Source organism: Peribacillus sp. BM1, assembly GCF_056679975.1.
Genome location: NZ_CM155259.1, coordinates 881,902 through 899,567 on the forward strand (window position 1 = coordinate 881,902; position 17,666 = coordinate 899,567).

The window sequence follows — 17,666 nt, forward strand, 5'->3', positions numbered from 1 at the left end:
AGATGGTCGGGAAGACAGGATTCGAACCTGCGACCCCTTGGTCCCAAACCAAGTGCTCTACCAAGCTGAGCTACTTCCCGTATCAAGGCGTACCTAAAAGGAGTCGAACCATAACCTTCTGAATCTGTTAGTCAGAAGCTCTATCCAATTGAGCTACGGGGAATTACAAAATGGAATCTGCCAATTCCGTCGCGCCTGCTAAACTAATAGTGAGCCATGCAGGATTCGAACCTGCGACCCTCTGATTAAAAGTCAGATGCTCTACCAACTGAGCTAATGGCTCATACAAATTTGAAAGTGGTGCCGGCAAGAGGACTTGAACCCCCAACCTACTGATTACAAGTCAGTTGCTCTACCAGTTGAGCTACACCGGCACTATAGGTAATGGTGGAGGATGACGGGATCGAACCGCCGACCCTCTGCTTGTAAGGCAGATGCTCTCCCAGCTGAGCTAATCCTCCAATATGGTGACCCCTACGGGATTCGAACCCGTGTTACCGCCGTGAAAGGGCGGTGTCTTAACCGCTTGACCAAGGGGCCGCATATAGTTATGTACAAAATAATAGCCCCTAATTTAATTAGGGGCTTAGCCTGGCAACGTCCTACTCTCACAGGGGGAGACCCCCAACTACCATCGGCGCTGAAGAGCTTAACTTCCGTGTTCGGAATGGGAACGGGTGTGACCTCTTCGCCATCATTACCAGACTAAATTCAGTTAGAAGGTTTATTCCTTCAAAACTAGATAACAAACTTTAGAATCATCATTAAAATATATATTGGTTAAGTCCTCGATCGATTAGTATCAGTCAGCTCCACATGTCGCCACGCTTCCACCTCTGACCTATCAACCTGATCATCTTTCAGGGATCTTACTAGCTTACGCTATGGGAAATCTCATCTTGAGGGGGGCTTCATGCTTAGATGCTTTCAGCATTTATCCCGTCCGCACGTAGCTACCCAGCGATGCTCTTGGCAGAACAACTGGTACACCAGCGGTGCGTCCATCCCGGTCCTCTCGTACTAAGGACAGCTCCTCTCAAATTTCCTGCGCCCACGACGGATAGGGACCGAACTGTCTCACGACGTTCTGAACCCAGCTCGCGTACCGCTTTAATGGGCGAACAGCCCAACCCTTGGGACCGACTACAGCCCCAGGATGCGATGAGCCGACATCGAGGTGCCAAACCTCCCCGTCGATGTGGACTCTTGGGGGAGATAAGCCTGTTATCCCCGGGGTAGCTTTTATCCGTTGAGCGATGGCCCTTCCATGCGGAACCACCGGATCACTAAGCCCGACTTTCGTCCCTGCTCGACTTGTAGGTCTCGCAGTCAAGCTCCCTTGTGCCTTTACACTCTACGAATGATTTCCAACCATTCTGAGGGAACCTTTGGGCGCCTCCGTTACATTTTAGGAGGCGACCGCCCCAGTCAAACTGCCCGCCTGACACTGTCTCCCGCCCCGATAAGGGGCGCGGGTTAGAATTTCAATACAGCCAGGGTAGTATCCCACCGACGCCTCGACCGAAGCTAGCGCTCCGGCTTCACAGGCTCCTACCTATCCTGTACAAGCTGTACCAAAATTCAATATCAGGCTGCAGTAAAGCTCCACGGGGTCTTTCCGTCCTGTCGCGGGTAACCTGCATCTTCACAGGTACTATAATTTCACCGAGTCTCTCGTTGAGACAGTGCCCAGATCGTTACGCCTTTCGTGCGGGTCGGAACTTACCCGACAAGGAATTTCGCTACCTTAGGACCGTTATAGTTACGGCCGCCGTTTACTGGGGCTTCAATTCAAAGCTTCGCCTTGCGGCTAACCTCTCCTCTTAACCTTCCAGCACCGGGCAGGCGTCAGCCCCTATACTTCGCCTTGCGGCTTCGCAGAGACCTGTGTTTTTGCTAAACAGTCGCCTGGGCCTATTCACTGCGGCTTTTCCGGGCTATTCACCCTAAAAAGCACCCCTTCTCCCGAAGTTACGGGGTCATTTTGCCGAGTTCCTTAACGAGAGTTCTCTCGCACACCTTAGGATTCTCTCCTCGCCTACCTGTGTCGGTTTGCGGTACGGGCACCCTACATCTCACTAGAGGCTTTTCTTGGCAGCGTGGAATCAGGAACTTCGGTACTATATTTCCCTCGCCATCACAGCTCCGCCTTAATGGAAACGGGATTTTCCTCGTTTCCGGCCTAACTGCTTGGACGCGCATATCCAACAGCGCGCTTACCCTATCCTTCTGCGTCCCCCCATCGCTCAAACGATGTATAGGTGGTACAGGAATATCAACCTGTTGTCCATCGCCTACGCTTTTCAGCCTCGGCTTAGGTCCCGACTAACCCTGAGCGGACGAGCCTTCCTCAGGAAACCTTAGGCATTCGGTGGAAGGGATTCTCACCCTTCTTTCGCTACTCATACCGGCATTCTCACTTCTAAGCGCTCCACCAGTCCTTCCGGTCTAGCTTCAACGCCCTTAGAACGCTCTCCTACCACGGATACCATACGGTATCCATCCACAGCTTCGGTGTTACGTTTAGCCCCGGTACATTTTCGGCGCAGAGTCACTCGACCAGTGAGCTATTACGCACTCTTTAAATGATGGCTGCTTCTGAGCCAACATCCTGGTTGTCTAAGCAACTCCACATCCTTTTCCACTTAACGTAAACTTGGGGACCTTAGCTGGTGGTCTGGGCTGTTTCCCTCTTGACTACGGATCTTATCACTCGCAGTCTGACTCCCGAGAATAAGTATTTGGCATTCGGAGTTTGACTGAATTCGGTAACCCGTTGGGGGCCCCTAGTCCAATCAGTGCTCTACCTCCAATACTCTCATCTCGAGGCTAGCCCTAAAGCTATTTCGGAGAGAACCAGCTATCTCCAGGTTCGATTGGAATTTCTCCGCTACCCACACCTCATCCCCGCACTTTTCAACGTACGTGGGTTCGGGCCTCCATTCAGTGTTACCTGAACTTCACCCTGGACATGGGTAGATCACCTGGTTTCGGGTCTACGACCTCATACTCATGCGCCCTATTCAGACTCGCTTTCGCTGCGGCTCCGTCTTATCAACTTAACCTTGCATGAAATCGTAACTCGCCGGTTCATTCTACAAAAGGCACGCTATCACCCATTAACGGGCTCTAACTACTTGTAGGCACACGGTTTCAGGATCTATTTCACTCCCCTTCCGGGGTGCTTTTCACCTTTCCCTCACGGTACTGGTTCACTATCGGTCACTAGGTAGTATTTAGCCTTGGGAGATGGTCCTCCCTGCTTCCGACGGGATTTCTCGTGTCCCGCCGTACTCAGGATCCACTCAGGAGGGAACGAAGTTTCAGCTACAGGGTTTTTACCTTCTTTGACGGATCTTTCCAGATCACTTCACTTACCCCGTTCCTTTGTAACTCCATGTTGAGTGTCCTACAACCCCAAGAGGCAAGCCTCTTGGTTTGGGCTATCTTCCGTTTCGCTCGCCGCTACTCAGGAAATCGCGTTTGCTTTCTCTTCCTCCGGGTACTTAGATGTTTCAGTTCCCCGGGTCTGCCTTCAGTACCCTATGTATTCAGGTAAAGATACTGTTCCATTACGAACAGTGGGTTTCCCCATTCGGAAATCTCCGGATCAAAGCTTACTTACAGCTCCCCGAAGCATATCGGTGTTAGTCCCGTCCTTCATCGGCTCCTAGTGCCAAGGCATCCACCGTGCGCCCTTTCTAACTTAACCGAAGTTAATAAAAAAAAGAACTTACTATTTCAATGATGTCTTGTTATTTGTTATCTAGTTTTCAAGGAACAAAGTGTAGAGAGATAATTCTCTCAAAACTAAACAAAGGCAGAAACGTCCATTTATTGAAGTATCTAGTACTTCATTTCATCCTTAGAAAGGAGGTGATCCAGCCGCACCTTCCGATACGGCTACCTTGTTACGACTTCACCCCAATCATCTGTCCCACCTTAGGCGGCTGGCTCCTTGCGGTTACCTCACCGACTTCGGGTGTTACAAACTCTCGTGGTGTGACGGGCGGTGTGTACAAGGCCCGGGAACGTATTCACCGTGGCATGCTGATCCACGATTACTAGCGATTCCGGCTTCATGTAGGCGAGTTGCAGCCTACAATCCGAACTGAGAATGGCTTTATGAGATTCGCTTACCCTCGCGGGTTTGCAGCTCTTTGTACCATCCATTGTAGCACGTGTGTAGCCCAGGTCATAAGGGGCATGATGATTTGACGTCATCCCCACCTTCCTCCGGTTTGTCACCGGCAGTCACCTTAGAGTGCCCAACTGAATGCTGGCAACTAAGATCAAGGGTTGCGCTCGTTGCGGGACTTAACCCAACATCTCACGACACGAGCTGACGACAACCATGCACCACCTGTCACTTTTGTCCCCGAAGGGAAGTTCCTATCTCTAGGAAGGGCAAAAGGATGTCAAGACCTGGTAAGGTTCTTCGCGTTGCTTCGAATTAAACCACATGCTCCACCGCTTGTGCGGGCCCCCGTCAATTCCTTTGAGTTTCAGCCTTGCGGCCGTACTCCCCAGGCGGAGTGCTTAATGCGTTAGCTGCAGCACTAAAGGGCGGAAACCCTCTAACACTTAGCACTCATCGTTTACGGCGTGGACTACCAGGGTATCTAATCCTGTTCGCTCCCCACGCTTTCGCGCCTCAGTGTCAGTTACAGACCAGAAAGTCGCCTTCGCCACTGGTGTTCCTCCAAATCTCTACGCATTTCACCGCTACACTTGGAATTCCACTTTCCTCTTCTGCACTCAAGTTCCCCAGTTTCCAATGACCCTCCACGGTTGAGCCGTGGGCTTTCACATCAGACTTAAAGAACCACCTGCGCGCGCTTTACGCCCAATAATTCCGGACAACGCTTGCCACCTACGTATTACCGCGGCTGCTGGCACGTAGTTAGCCGTGGCTTTCTGGTTAGGTACCGTCAAGGTACCAGCAGTTACTCTGGTACTTGTTCTTCCCTAACAACAGAACTTTACGACCCGAAGGCCTTCTTCGTTCACGCGGCGTTGCTCCGTCAGACTTTCGTCCATTGCGGAAGATTCCCTACTGCTGCCTCCCGTAGGAGTCTGGGCCGTGTCTCAGTCCCAGTGTGGCCGATCACCCTCTCAGGTCGGCTACGCATCGTGGCCTTGGTGAGCCATTACCTCACCAACTAGCTAATGCGCCGCGGGCCCATCTGTAAGTGACAGCCGAAACCGTCTTTCCATCTTCTCTCATGCGAGAAAAGAAATTATCCGGTATTAGCTCCGGTTTCCCGAAGTTATCCCAGTCTTACAGGTAGGTTGCCCACGTGTTACTCACCCGTCCGCCGCTAAATCAAGGGAGCAAGCTCCCTATCATTCGCTCGACTTGCATGTATTAGGCACGCCGCCAGCGTTCGTCCTGAGCCAGGATCAAACTCTCCAAAAAGTGTTTGACTTGCTCAATAGTTTTTATAGTGTGTACTCACTTAAATTAAAACGTTGACGTTTCTGCTTTGTTTAGTTTTCAAAGAACTATTTGTTTAAGACAGGATATCAATATATCATCTCATCTTCCATTTTGTCAATTACTTTTATAAAATATTTTTATATCGATAACCAAAAACAAAATAATTTAAAATCCATACTCGTTTCGTTATCTTCTGTAAGATTTCACAAAATGAAAGTGTCTAATTTGCTAGAACTCTTTAGCAACAAATTAAATATTACTATTTCACAATACAGAAGTCAACAACTATTTCACAAAAATTATAATTGAATGAAAAAAAATCTGCGGTGCTTTAATTACTCCGCAGATTTTTCCATTCATTCATTTATCAAACTTCAACTTAGCTAATGCATCAGCAAGTGCAGTATTAATAGGTTCCTCTTTTTTATTCTGGTGTTTAAGATACTTCGAAACGTCTTGTTTGTTAGCTTTTTGGTTGTTATTTTTCCCTTTTCTCTTAGTAAAAGAAGATAGTTTTTCATGATATCCGCATTTGCAGACGAAGGTTTGTGCTTCTCCTTGACCACGCATTTCCATTTTCTTATGACATTGTGGACATCTAGCGTTTGTGGCACGAGATACACCTTTTCGATAGCCGCATTCACGGTCCTGACAAACAAGCATTTTGCCTTTTTTCCCATTCACTTCTAATAAAAGCTTGCCGCAGTCTGGACATTTACTTCCTGTGATATTATCATGCTTAAATCTCTTATCGCTGTTTTTGATTTCTCGGACAATATTTTTTGCATATTCTCTCATCTCACCAATAAAGGCTTGCTTCGGCAATTTCCCTTTGGCAATGGCTGTCAGCTTTTGCTCCCATTGCGCGGTTAATGCAGGGGAACGTAGCTCTTGCGGGGCCAAATCTAGCAGTTGCTTGCCTTTTGATGTAACATGAAGTCCTTTTCCTTTTTTCTCTATTAAAAAAGAATTAAACAGTTTCTCTATAATATCAGCTCTTGTAGCAACGGTCCCGATTCCACCTGTTTCCCCTATTGTCTTAATCAATTCTTTGCTTTCCCCTGACATAAAACGTGCTGGATTTTCCATTGCTGAAAGCAAAGTAGCTTCATTAAATGGTTCAGGCGGTTTTGTTTCTCCTTGCGTTTCTTTAATAGATGAAATAGAAAGGATATCTCCCTTATTTATGGCTGGCAGTAATTGTTCAGCAAGACCATCGCCCGCTTCCTCATCTTCAAAATGAGAATCATATACATCTTTCCACCCCGACTTCAAGACCACTTTTCCTTTGGCCGCAAAGTTTTCCCCGCCAATATTAACTTTGATCGTTGTTTGCTCATATTCAAATGGTGGCATTAGAACCGCTAGAAACCTTTTGACAACTAAATCATAAATTTTTGATTCCTTATCACTTAGCTTCCCCGGAAGCGGTGTTTGCTCGGTCGGAATGATGGCGTGGTGATCGGAAACTTTACTATCATCCACAAAGGATTTATTTGCTTTAATCGGACTACGCAGAATTTTAGCCGCAAATGGAGCGTAAGGTTTAATACTCACTGCTTGAAGCCGTTCCTTTAATGTATCTACTAAATCTGATGATAAAAAGCGTGAATCCGTTCTTGGATAGGTTAAGACCTTATGACTTTCGTACAATCTTTGCATGATCGATAATGTCTCTTTTGCTGAGTAACCAAACTTTTTATTCGCATCTCTTTGCAGCTCTGTCAAATCATATAACTGTGGAGCAAATGATTTTTTATGTGTTTTTTGTACATCCACCACTTCTGCTTTTTTATTTTTCACAGCAGTAAGTACATCCTCCACCTTTGCTTTATCAAAGGTCCGGATATCATTTGTCTTGCTGTCCTGCCAGACAAGACGGAGCTTAGGTTCAGTTGTTACAGTTACACCATAAAATGGTTTTGGCTGAAATCTTTTAATTTCTTCTTCTCGTGTACCGATCATCGCCACTGTCGGCGTCTGCACCCGCCCACATGATAATTGGGCATTATGCTTTGTCGTTAATGCACGTGTCGCATTCATGCCGACAATCCAATCCGCCTCAGCACGTGCAACGGCTGAAGCATATAGATTTTCATATTCCTTCCCATCACGCAGCTTGTTAAAGCCATCTTTAATCGCTTTATCTGTTACAGATGAGATCCAAAGACGCTTCACAGGCTTTTTTACATTTGCCTTTTCTAGAATCCAACGAGCAACGAGCTCCCCCTCACGACCGGCATCGGTTGCAATCACAACATTCTTAACATCAGGACGGTTCAGCTGGGTTTTGACAGCTTGAAATTGTTTGCCTGACTGCTTAATCACGACCAACTTTAATGCAGGCGGCAACATTGGCAAATCTTCAAGCTTCCATGCCTTATATTTTTCATCATAGGCTTCAGGGTCTGCATGGGTCACTAAATGTCCGAGTGCCCATGTTACAATATATTGATCACCCTCAAAAAAGCCATTCCCTTTTTTGTGCGCATTCAAGACCTTTGCTATATCTCTTCCGACTGATGGCTTCTCAGCCAGCACGACAGTTTTACTCATAAAAAAAACACCCTTTCAAAATTCCATAATAAGAAAACGTAAAACCTGTTGGAAACCTATACACTTTCTTATTTTTCCTTAAAAAGCTTTACGTTTATTATCTCACAAAATGGCTTGAAGGGCGAAACATCGATTTCCTGGGAAATTTGTCGATAAATCCTTCACTACGAATTCCCATTCAATTCTTCTTGGTGAAGCATAGCAATCTATCAAGGATTTTAGTATGATAAAAAATAGAGTTTTTTACTTTTCATTGGAGGTTCCAAAAGAAATGAGTTTACTTTCTATAGATAAATTAGGCCATTCATTCGGTGATCGTACACTATTCAAAGACGTATCATTCCGCTTGATGGCTGGTGAACATGTTGGGTTAGTCGGTGCAAACGGCGTTGGAAAATCGACCATGATGAACGTCATCACAGGACAGTTGATTCACGATACTGGACGCGTGGAATGGACACCTGGTACCGAATACGGATATTTAGATCAGCATACCGTCCTTACAAAAGGAAGAACAATGCGTGATGTGTTGCGTGATGCTTACCTTCCTTTATTCGAACAGGAAAAGTTATTGAATGAAGTAACGGAAAAAATGGGGACTGCCACTTCAGAGGAATTGGAAGATCTACTCGAGCAAATGGGGACGATTCAAGATAAGCTAGAAGCTGGCGGTTTTTATAATTTAGATATTAAGATTGAAGACGCTGCCCGCGGCCTTGGTTTGGATGCCATCGGTCTCGATCGTGACGTCGCTTCCTTGAGTGGTGGCCAGCGAACAAAAGTATTATTAGCTAAGCTCTTGCTTGAACAACCCGAGGTCCTTTTACTCGATGAACCTACCAACTACCTAGATGTAGAGCACATTCGCTGGTTAAGCAGTTACTTGAAAGAATATCCACATGCCTTTCTTTTAATTTCCCATGATACAGAATTTATGAACGGGGTAGTGGATATAATTTTCCATCTTGAATTTTCTAAGCTAACTCGATATACAGCTACTTATGAAAAATTCCTTGAACTTGCTGAGATTAATAAAAATCAGCATATCAACGCCTATGAAAAGCAAAAGGATTTCATTAAAAAGCAAGAAGACTTCATTGCCAAAAATAAAGCTCGTTACTCGACATCCGGCCGTGCGAAAAGCCGTCAAAAGCAACTTGAACGAATCGAACGAATTGACCGTCCTGAAACAGCTATGAAACCAACATTTGACTTCAAGGAATCACGCGGTAGCGGTCGCTATGTCTTCGAAGGCGAGAATCTTGAAATCGGCTATGATCACCCACTACTTCCGAAACTAACCATGACGATTGAACGCGGCGAAAAAATTGCAGTTGTCGGCATGAATGGGGTTGGAAAATCAACATTATTAAAAACCATTCTCGGAAAAATTGAACCACTTAGTGGAAAACGGATCCTCGGAGACTTCCTGTTCCCTTCTTATTTTGAACAAGAAGTGAAGGCTGGGGACACAACGCCGATTGATGAAATTTGGAATGCTTTCCCTGGCTTAGAACAAGCACAAGTTCGTGGCATTCTTGCACGCGTTGGTTTGAAAAATGAGCACATCACACGCCCAATGAATCAGCTAAGTGGTGGAGAGCAATCAAAGGTACGTATTTGTAAATTGATGATGAACGAAAGCAATTGGCTTATTTTTGACGAGCCGACAAATCACCTAGATGTTGTAGCTAAAGAAGAATTAAAACGTGCGATGCAAGCATATAAAGGGACTATTGTCCTTGTCTGCCATGAACCTGATTTTTATGAAGATTGGGTGACAAAAGTTTGGAATGTAGAAGACTGGGTAGATAAAAACGAAGCACAGGCTTAATGTTTATAAAAAAGTAAAGGGTCAGACCCTTAAGACACCCTCGTTTTTTCAACTTAACAAAAGGGGCTCCTCCTAATTTTAAGGAGGAGCCTGCATTACTACTATCTAACAGACTCTGTTGTTTTCAATTGTGCCCCTAAAAACTTCGCCAACTCAAGCATGCCATACTTTCCAGCTGCCTTCTCAGCGTCTGAATTATAATTAGTATTCGTATTCACATCGTATGTAAATACCTCACCTTTTTCATTGCGAATAAATTCGATGCCAGCAACGGTAATTTGATTTGCCTTTAAAAATTGTTCGTATTTTTCAATGATTGGCTCTTCAATACCTTCTACAATCTGGAATTTCGGCTTTTCTTCGACTTCCTCACCCACTGGGCAGAATAGATCACCGATTTGACAAGCATCAGCTGGACAAAGTTCAAATCCTTCTGAAGTATCCACTTGAACCGCATAGACAAATTTTCCACCAACAAACTCACAACGCGTGATAAATGGTTCTGGAGCTTTAATATATTCTTGAATCAAGGTAATACCATCTACGGGTTCTTCGAATGCTGCCCCATCCAAATATTGTTTTAATCCGTCTATAGAATGGAATAATTGAACACCAAGCCCTTTTCCTGCCCGGTTATGCTTAGTAATAAACGAAGCTGTACCGATCTTTTCAGCTGCAGCAAGAATGTTATCTCTACCAATTGCCGCAATCGTTTTCGGCACCCTGATCCCTTGTTTTCTTAAAGCGGTATACTGATTAATCTTGCTTAACTCTAAACGTAATGCACGCGTGCCGTTAAATACAGTACGATCATGTTCTTCTAACCATGATAAGACACCTTCCGTTAATTCTGGAGCATAACGATGACCTCTCGTATGAGAAGAAGCACTCATTCGACTATAAAATATTCCTTCCGGCGGAGCTTCCGTCAAATCGACGATTCCTTCGTCAAGATGCCACTCCTCATATGGCAATTGAAGTTCCTCTAACCGTTTCGTTAGATGGGCGGTCCACTCGCCATTTTCATGAATAACGTAAATTTTACTCATTTTACTGCCTCCTAAGTTCATCTTTGTCTTTATACTTGAATTTTTGTACGTTTTTCTTCAACCAGCGGCATTACTTGTTTAGCAAATCGCTCCATCTCTTCAAGCTGAGGAGAAAATTGCAGCAATAACAAATCAACGCCCGCTTCTTCAAATGCAAGAATTTGGTCAGCAATTTGGGCAGGGGTTCCAATTAGATTCGGACGCAGCCCACGATTTGAAACAGAGTAGTCGAATAACTTGACCTGTTGCTCAAGCTGTGACTTGCTTATAAAGTCATTATATCCAGCATAGGCACTTGATTCTTTCACATCCGTAATTCGCGCTAGTTCTTCCTGGGCTTGTTCTTCTGTATCTCGGCATACGACGTAAGCAGCCATTCCGAAGCTTGAAAATGGTGATTTCCCTGCTGCTTCTCTTTGCTGCTTCATTCCTTGAATTTTCACAGCAACTTCCTCAACTGTGCCACCATGCATGACATATGCATCACACTGATTGACAATTGTCTCTTTGCCACGTGGACTTTCTCCACCCGCATAAAGAATTGGATTCGGGCGCTGTACAGGCTTCGGATGCAAATGAGTATTGGCAATCGAATAATACTTCCCATCATATGAAAATGTATCTTCTGTCCATAAACCTTTAAGCACCTCAAGGAATTCCTCTGTGCGCTCATAGCGTTCATCATGGGCTGTAAAAGCTCCGCCATACTGACGAGCCTCTTCCTCCCACCACGCAGAGACAACATTCAATGTAAATCGGCCGTTTGAGATTTGATCAATATTCGCCGCCATTTTTGCCGTTACCGCCGGATTATGAAAACCAGGTCTGACAGCTGTCATAATTTCAATCTTATCCGTCACAGCTGCAAGGGCAGCTGCCGTTGACCAAGCTTCAAGTGAATCACTCTCAGGACCTTTAATATCATTTAAATTGAGTTCAGCGACAAGGGTTGTATCATAGCCCCACTTTTCCGCAGCTTGTGTTACCTTTTTCGCATACTCAAAAGTTGGGGGCATCTTCTCATCTTCTACATTCCGTAACCATCCGCCGAATATCGGCAGCCAATAACCATATCTCATTTCCCTATCTCCTCTATGATTAAATTATGGGCTCCTTCTTTGATAAGACAAAAAAACTTCTCCGATAAGAAGAAGTTTGCGATTGCATTCCACCTTATCTGCCAGAGCCATTACTCCGCTGGAATTAGCACCGTACTGACAATTGTCAACGGTTGCCGGGCTTCAAAGGGCCAGTCCCTCCACCTCTCTCGATAAGAACATATTAAATTATATTAATAATTAGAATAATCTTATATTATACCTTTGGTATTCGTCAAGACATATGTTTGCACAAATCAGAAAAATGCAATACCATTTATAAAAAAGAGGATATCCAAAAAGGGTCAGACCCTTTTTGGATATCCTCTCGCCGCTCTTTCTAGTATCCTTTAAAGGGCATATCGACTACGATCCGCCACTTACTGCGTAGGAAGTCAAAGACACTATGCAAGTTAAACAAAAATGCAAACAATAGACCCTTCCTATCGGCTTACTTGACCATACGTCATACAAAGGATAGATTACTCAAGGTCTTACTATTGTTTATCCCTTTTCCGCTACAAGCGTATACGTTTTTGGTAATCCAATATCATGCATCTTATGATTCGGCTCTTCTTCAAGCACTTTGATAACGAGCCCTGATTTACCAACTGCAGTGACAAGCTCCCCTATTGTCCACTTCCGCTGTACTACTTGTAATAGTTTTTCTTGTTCGCCATCCGGCATATGCTTGGAAAATGCTACATTATTTGATTCAATCGTGGGATCAAAATAATTACCCATTACTTTATGCTTTTTTCCAGATGAAGTAATTAGTTTAGTAGAAATCGGGTGAAACTCATGTAAAATAAAGCGCCCGCCCGGCTTTAGGATTGCTTGAACGATCTCCATTAACGGTGCTAAATCAATTAGATAATGCAAAACGCCAAGCTCCATCAAAACTAGATCATGATCATTGTTAGCATGGTCCCCAGTTATCGACAGGACATCCGATATAATATAATCCACTGAAACTTGTGCTGCTTCGGCCAATTCCTTAGCAAATGCAGCATTTTCCCGCGAAAAGTCTACAACCTTAACCTCAGCCCCAAGTGCAGCCATTGCTACAGCCTTCACTCCATTAGAACCCATCAGATGCATCACTTTCTTCTTTCGTAAGTCCCCCATATACTGGTAAAAAGGTTGCAGACGCCATTTTGGATTATAGAGGATTTTCGACGCAAGCTGCCCAGGCTCTCCGTAGCGATTCACTAAGGCAACATAATTATTCTGATTCCACGCAGCTTCATTTCCTTCGGTAAAACCTTGCTGAATCCCCGCTAAATGGGCATGAATAGGTCCACTGAACACCGCCATCTCTTCATCATAAAAATAACTATAGAGAGATTGGCACCAAAGTTCTACTCCTTCAGTGACTATTGAAATCCGATACGGGTCGGTTTTTATCGTCGTATTATAATTGCAAACCACAGTAACTAACTGCTCTCCCATACTAAATTGAAATGACGCGCTCTCAGTCGTCTTTGTAGGATGAGATGGCGAAAAGCCCTTAAATAACTGATGGGCCTCATTGAATAAATCCCACTGTACATCAACTGTTATTTCAAATGGTTCTTGTACTGAGACACCTTGAATTAGCAGGGCCGCAGCATAAGTAAATTGATACGGAATACTCTCCCCTTCTAATAAACGACCTACCTCTATTGCAGTTTGTATGTTTGATGATTTCATAAATCCTCCACATTTGCATTTTCTTGTTTTACATCTAGGATAAAGACCTAGCTGCACTTACTTAAAAAGGTGTACAAAAATCCCGCTATATAGCACTGGCCGTACTATCTAATTGGAGTTGAGTTTACTTTTTTAACGAAGAGTTCTTCATACTGGTAGCAAGCCAATGAACGCCCTTCACTTCTTACTCCACCAAAGAATGTTTAAAGGCGTAAATAACCGCCTGTGTACGATCTTGAACATCAAGCTTACTTAAAATGCTGCTCACATGCACTTTGGCTGTTTTTAAAGCAATAAACAGCTCATCTGCAATCTCCTGATTTGTTTTCCCCTGAGCCATTAGTAGTAATATTTCCATTTCCCGATTGGTCAATGATTCATGAGCAGCTGTTTCTGGTTTCTTCCTCATCTTCGCCATCATTTTACCGGTAACTTCTGGTTCAAGAACGATTTTACCATGAAATGTAGAACGTACAGCGTTGGCAATTTCACTCGCTTTTGAGGTTTTTAGCATATAGCTTGTCGCTCCTGCTTCTAAAGCAGGATATACTTTTTCATCATCCAAAAAGCTCGTCACGATAATAATTTTCGCCTCTGGCCATTGTTCAATAATTAATCTCGTTGCTTCAATTCCGTCCATTTCCTTCATAACCAAGTCCATCAAGATAATATCAGGTCGCAATTCAAGCGCCATTTTCACACCTGTTGCTCCATCATCCGCTTCGCCAATCACTTGAATATCTGTCTGTGCCGATAAATAAGCCGAAACGCCAATTCGAACCATTTCATGATCATCGACAAAAATAACATTAATCATCTTGCTCACCTCCCGCATTTAGCATCGGTATTTTCACTTCAAGTCTTGTTCCTTTATCCAAGAGGCTAATCACCTTTAAGGTTCCTCCCACTTCAACTGCCCGTTCATACATATTATTCATGCCATATGAGCCAGCTTTACTCGCTTCTATGTCAAAACCAACTCCATCATCGACGATTCTTAAAATCAACAAACCATCCCGCTCAATCAATAAAACCTCTAAAGAATTCGCCTTTGCATGACGTAATGTATTAGAAACAGATTCTTGGAGAATCCGAAAAAGATGATCTTCAATCCCTTTTTTCAACGGAATGGGCTCAAGCTTCCACTTTACCTTCATTGGCACTTTTTGCGATAATTCTACAAGCAATTCTTCGATCCCTTCTTGAAGTGATTTATCATGAAGCGGTACAGGACGTAAATGTAATAGCAACGCCCTCATCTCGAGCTGCGACTGATGAATCATACCCTCAACCATTCTCAGCTGTTTAGCACTGCCAGTATCTTCATCGCCGTTTGACTCAGTAATAGCCGACATAAGCATTGATGCGGCGAATAGTTGTTGGCTAACAGAATCATGTAATTCGCGCGCTAATCGGTTTCTTTCTCTTACAACCATCTCTTGAATTCTTTTCTCCTGGTCTTCCGCTTTATCATTTGCTAGCTTCTGTGATAATTTCGTTTGTTCGGAAACTTGGTGATGCACTCGGACAATTTGTTTAGATATCGCCGTTAATTCCTGAACAGAGTAATTTTCATTACCGGCTGGCGGTCGTCCTTGTTCTACGAAATAGAGCTCGTCACTAATCTCTTTTAACTGCCGCTTCCAAGACAAACCTGTTATAAAACCACATCCAATCCCAATTAGGACAATCAAGCTAATATAAAACAAGATAAATGGTAGATCCATCACTTTTGTTTCCCACAACATCCCCCAATTGTTCAAAGGGAAAGAAAAAAATAGGCCTGCCGTTAACACAAGACCAATCAAGAATGCTAAACCCATAGAAGCTGCAATTTGCCGCGTTACAATATTCATACTCGCTTCACCTCGATATCACCTACGACAACCGAAGTGATGAGATGGATTCTTTGGTCTGCCGTTTCAAATTCTGTCGTTTGGTAAGAAAGAATTTGGTTGTATACCTTTGTTTCTTGTTTTTGAAAAATGGATGCTCTTCCAGCAATGACAGAATGATGGAGCCTGACCTCTGTATCGTATGGGATAAGGACTTGCAAATTACCAACAAAGCTTTGAATAGAGATGACCACTTCACCTTTTGGAAGGATTGTGTGACTTAAATCAATAACCGTATCGCCAATTCCACGTTGAATATTAATATTATTCCATTCATATACATCATCCGAGGTTTTCTGGTGACCCATCAGTTTATTTTCAAACAAGTACTCTTTTTTCAATAAAGGTTCTGACTCAATCTGTTCCTTTTTTCGTTCCGGTTCAATCAAATACGGTTTTACCCACTCTGGGTTTTTCTTCGATTGGAAATACACGAGCAAGATATAACCAAATACAGCAAAAACAAAAAATTTAAAAATCATCATATTTAACACAATAACAACTGAACTGACAATCCCAATTAAATATAAAATTTTCCCCATAGAGCGCGGGGATAGTTTTCTACCGATATACAGACAACCCGTCGCTAAAGCAAGCGAGTAGATAAGTCCTCCATCAAAGAAGACGAGTTCAGATATAAGAAGGATGATACCGATGAGAAATATCCAGCCTAAGTATTCTGTTTTCAGTTGTTTAAACAAGGGATCTCCTCCTTTAGCTGTCTCGTTCGATTCTATTAATTTGCTGTCATCCGCCACCTATTTAGGAGATGAAGGTTTTTCAACAATTTAAGATAGAATGAAAGGCGCAGAAATCTACGCCTCTCTAGAATACCATGAGTTTTATATGAAGGAAAAGGGGACGAATTGTCATTAACTTAAAGGGCGTAACTAATTAAAGTGGATTTCCCCATTCCTCCTCTATATTTAGATGGTATTTTTCTATTCTCACAAACGTGATTTATGATATTGATTGTGTATCTTTATTTTTCATATCCTTTTCCAACTGAATAATCTTTGCATCAATTGTGTTGCGGTGATAAGAAGAGTTAATCCCGTGTTCAAGCCGGTCCAAGTAGCTCTCCATTTCTTCAAATTTTGCAATCGGCTTATTAGAATAAACAGTTGTATCTAAAACGGTATTAATACGGTGATGAGCACGTGCGATGTTTTCACGCCCCATTAACTCCATACGCTTTATACTCATGTCTTTTAGTTTATGCTTCATTTCACGATACTTTTGCTCAAGCTCACTTAATTGCTTTTCATTTTCATGAAGAGCCTCTTTAAGACGTACAGCCCGTTCTGCGTATTGTTGACTTTCTATATCCGCAAAGTTTTGCAACTCACTTTCTCCTGCCTGTTCTGCAATCCCCGCTTGGTGCTTTCGCTTTTCTGCAAGATCTGTCGCTTCTTGAAGTTCTCTTTGAAATTCATTTTTTAATAGATATTGACGTTCTACCATTTTACGTACTTTTTCAGTTTCAGCCTCACATTGACGCAAGTACTGATTCAATAAAGCAATTGGATTTTTTTCTTCCTTTTTATCTAATATTTCATGAAAGTCTGCTGAAATAGTTTGCTTAATTCTTGAGAATAAGTTGGTCATTTGAATTCCTCCTAATAATTGGGGCGTGTTCTCCGCCACCTTGTTATCCCTAGCTAAACTAGCAACTTTAACGTATTTCATTGTTTACTTTTGCGAATGATGTCGTAACTATTTTTCTTATTTGTTTAAATCTGCCCACTGCTTTTCAAAGTTTGTAAAAGGATCATTACTTTCTTCGATGATCGTTTCTTTAGATTTATTCCATTTGCGGTACACTACAAAGAGAATGTACGCCGCAACTAGCCCTAATACTGAAGGGAAACTTGAGATAGCAAAGCTTAGAGCAATTAATAGGACGATCACCCAAGCAATTTTTGCAAATACTGATTCTACACTTAGTAACTGTTTACAACTGTAATACAGAATTCCTAAAGAGATAGCTAAACCGATGAGTGGCCCTACATTCGCCAACAAAATGAGCGCTGCAATCGCCCCCACTATCAATAATCCGATTTTTTTCATTTCGTTTTCCTCCTTTCGTCATTTCGTATTACT

At 43.3% G+C, this 17,666-nt stretch carries 10 protein-coding genes, 5 tRNA genes, 3 rRNA genes and 1 riboswitch; of the genes, 1 reads left to right on the top strand and 17 read right to left on the bottom strand.

Features of this window, described 5'->3' with window-relative positions; all coding sequences use genetic code 11:
• Positions 1-3: 3 nt before the first annotated feature.
• From AC1MGI_RS04270 to AC1MGI_RS04310, 9 genes are all read right to left on the bottom strand, one after another.
• Positions 4-80 (bottom strand) — tRNA-Pro (locus AC1MGI_RS04270).
• A gap of 130 nt (positions 81-210) precedes the next feature.
• A tRNA-Lys gene (locus AC1MGI_RS04275) sits at positions 211-283 on the bottom strand.
• Between the two features lie 15 nt (positions 284-298).
• Positions 299-374, bottom strand: a tRNA-Thr gene (locus AC1MGI_RS04280).
• Positions 375-385: 11 nt separating this feature from the next.
• Positions 386-461 (bottom strand) — tRNA-Val (locus AC1MGI_RS04285).
• Between the two features lie 4 nt (positions 462-465).
• Positions 466-540, bottom strand: a tRNA-Glu gene (locus tag AC1MGI_RS04290).
• A 49-nt stretch (positions 541-589) separates the two neighbouring features.
• Positions 590-705 (bottom strand): 5S ribosomal RNA (gene rrf / locus AC1MGI_RS04295).
• 71 nt (positions 706-776) lie between these two features.
• A 23S ribosomal RNA gene (locus AC1MGI_RS04300) occupies positions 777-3,712 on the bottom strand.
• A gap of 157 nt (positions 3,713-3,869) precedes the next feature.
• Positions 3,870-5,419: ribosomal RNA gene (locus AC1MGI_RS04305) — 16S ribosomal RNA — on the bottom strand.
• Together the 16S, 23S and 5S rRNA genes with 5 tRNA genes alongside form the textbook arrangement of a ribosomal RNA operon.
• A 381-nt stretch (positions 5,420-5,800) precedes the next feature.
• Positions 5,801-7,996 carry a DNA topoisomerase III gene (locus AC1MGI_RS04310; protein WP_480348701.1) on the bottom strand — a complete coding sequence of 732 codons (2,196 nt, stop codon included), beginning with the start codon at positions 7,994-7,996 and terminating at the stop codon, positions 5,801-5,803.
• Positions 7,997-8,267: 271 nt separating this feature from the next.
• On the opposite strand from AC1MGI_RS04310, the gene AC1MGI_RS04315 reads away from it, so the two are divergent.
• On the top strand, positions 8,268-9,830 hold the full coding sequence (locus AC1MGI_RS04315) for an ABC-F family ATP-binding cassette domain-containing protein (RefSeq protein ID WP_480348702.1): 1,563 nt from the start codon (positions 8,268-8,270) through the stop codon (positions 9,828-9,830).
• A 101-nt stretch (positions 9,831-9,931) separates the two neighbouring features.
• Here AC1MGI_RS04315 and AC1MGI_RS04320 read toward each other — a convergent pair whose 3' ends face one another.
• From AC1MGI_RS04320 to AC1MGI_RS04355, 8 genes are all read right to left on the bottom strand, one after another.
• The gene (locus AC1MGI_RS04320) at positions 9,932-10,879 is read right to left on the bottom strand and encodes an ATP-grasp domain-containing protein (protein ID WP_480348703.1); all 948 of its coding nucleotides are present in this window, start codon (positions 10,877-10,879) and stop codon (positions 9,932-9,934) included.
• A 29-nt stretch (positions 10,880-10,908) separates the two neighbouring features.
• A complete protein-coding gene (locus AC1MGI_RS04325; RefSeq protein WP_480348704.1) occupies positions 10,909-11,958 on the bottom strand; it encodes an LLM class flavin-dependent oxidoreductase in 1,050 nt (349 codons plus the stop codon).
• Between the two features lie 91 nt (positions 11,959-12,049).
• A riboswitch (SAM riboswitch) is annotated at positions 12,050-12,156 on the bottom strand.
• 324 nt (positions 12,157-12,480) lie between these two features.
• Complete coding sequence (locus AC1MGI_RS04330) at positions 12,481-13,668, bottom strand: class I SAM-dependent methyltransferase (protein WP_480348705.1); 1,188 nt, start codon at positions 13,666-13,668, stop codon at positions 12,481-12,483.
• Between the two features lie 184 nt (positions 13,669-13,852).
• Positions 13,853-14,485, bottom strand: a complete 633-nt coding sequence (locus tag AC1MGI_RS04335; protein WP_480348706.1) for a response regulator — start codon at positions 14,483-14,485, stop codon at positions 13,853-13,855.
• The gene (locus AC1MGI_RS04340; protein WP_480348707.1) at positions 14,478-15,524 is read right to left on the bottom strand and encodes a sensor histidine kinase; all 1,047 of its coding nucleotides are present in this window, start codon (positions 15,522-15,524) and stop codon (positions 14,478-14,480) included. Before AC1MGI_RS04340 ends, AC1MGI_RS04335 begins: the two co-directional genes overlap by 8 nt.
• The gene (gene liaF / locus AC1MGI_RS04345; protein ID WP_062186421.1) at positions 15,521-16,264 is read right to left on the bottom strand and encodes a cell wall-active antibiotics response protein LiaF; all 744 of its coding nucleotides are present in this window, start codon (positions 16,262-16,264) and stop codon (positions 15,521-15,523) included. Before liaF ends, AC1MGI_RS04340 begins: the two co-directional genes overlap by 4 nt.
• 259 nt (positions 16,265-16,523) lie before the next feature.
• Positions 16,524-17,171, bottom strand: coding sequence for a PspA/IM30 family protein (locus AC1MGI_RS04350; protein WP_480348708.1), 648 nt, complete (start codon positions 17,169-17,171; stop codon positions 16,524-16,526).
• 117 nt (positions 17,172-17,288) lie between these two features.
• A complete protein-coding gene (locus AC1MGI_RS04355) occupies positions 17,289-17,633 on the bottom strand; it encodes a lmo0954 family membrane protein (RefSeq protein WP_480348709.1) in 345 nt (114 codons plus the stop codon).
• Between the last annotated feature and the right edge of the window lie 33 nt (positions 17,634-17,666).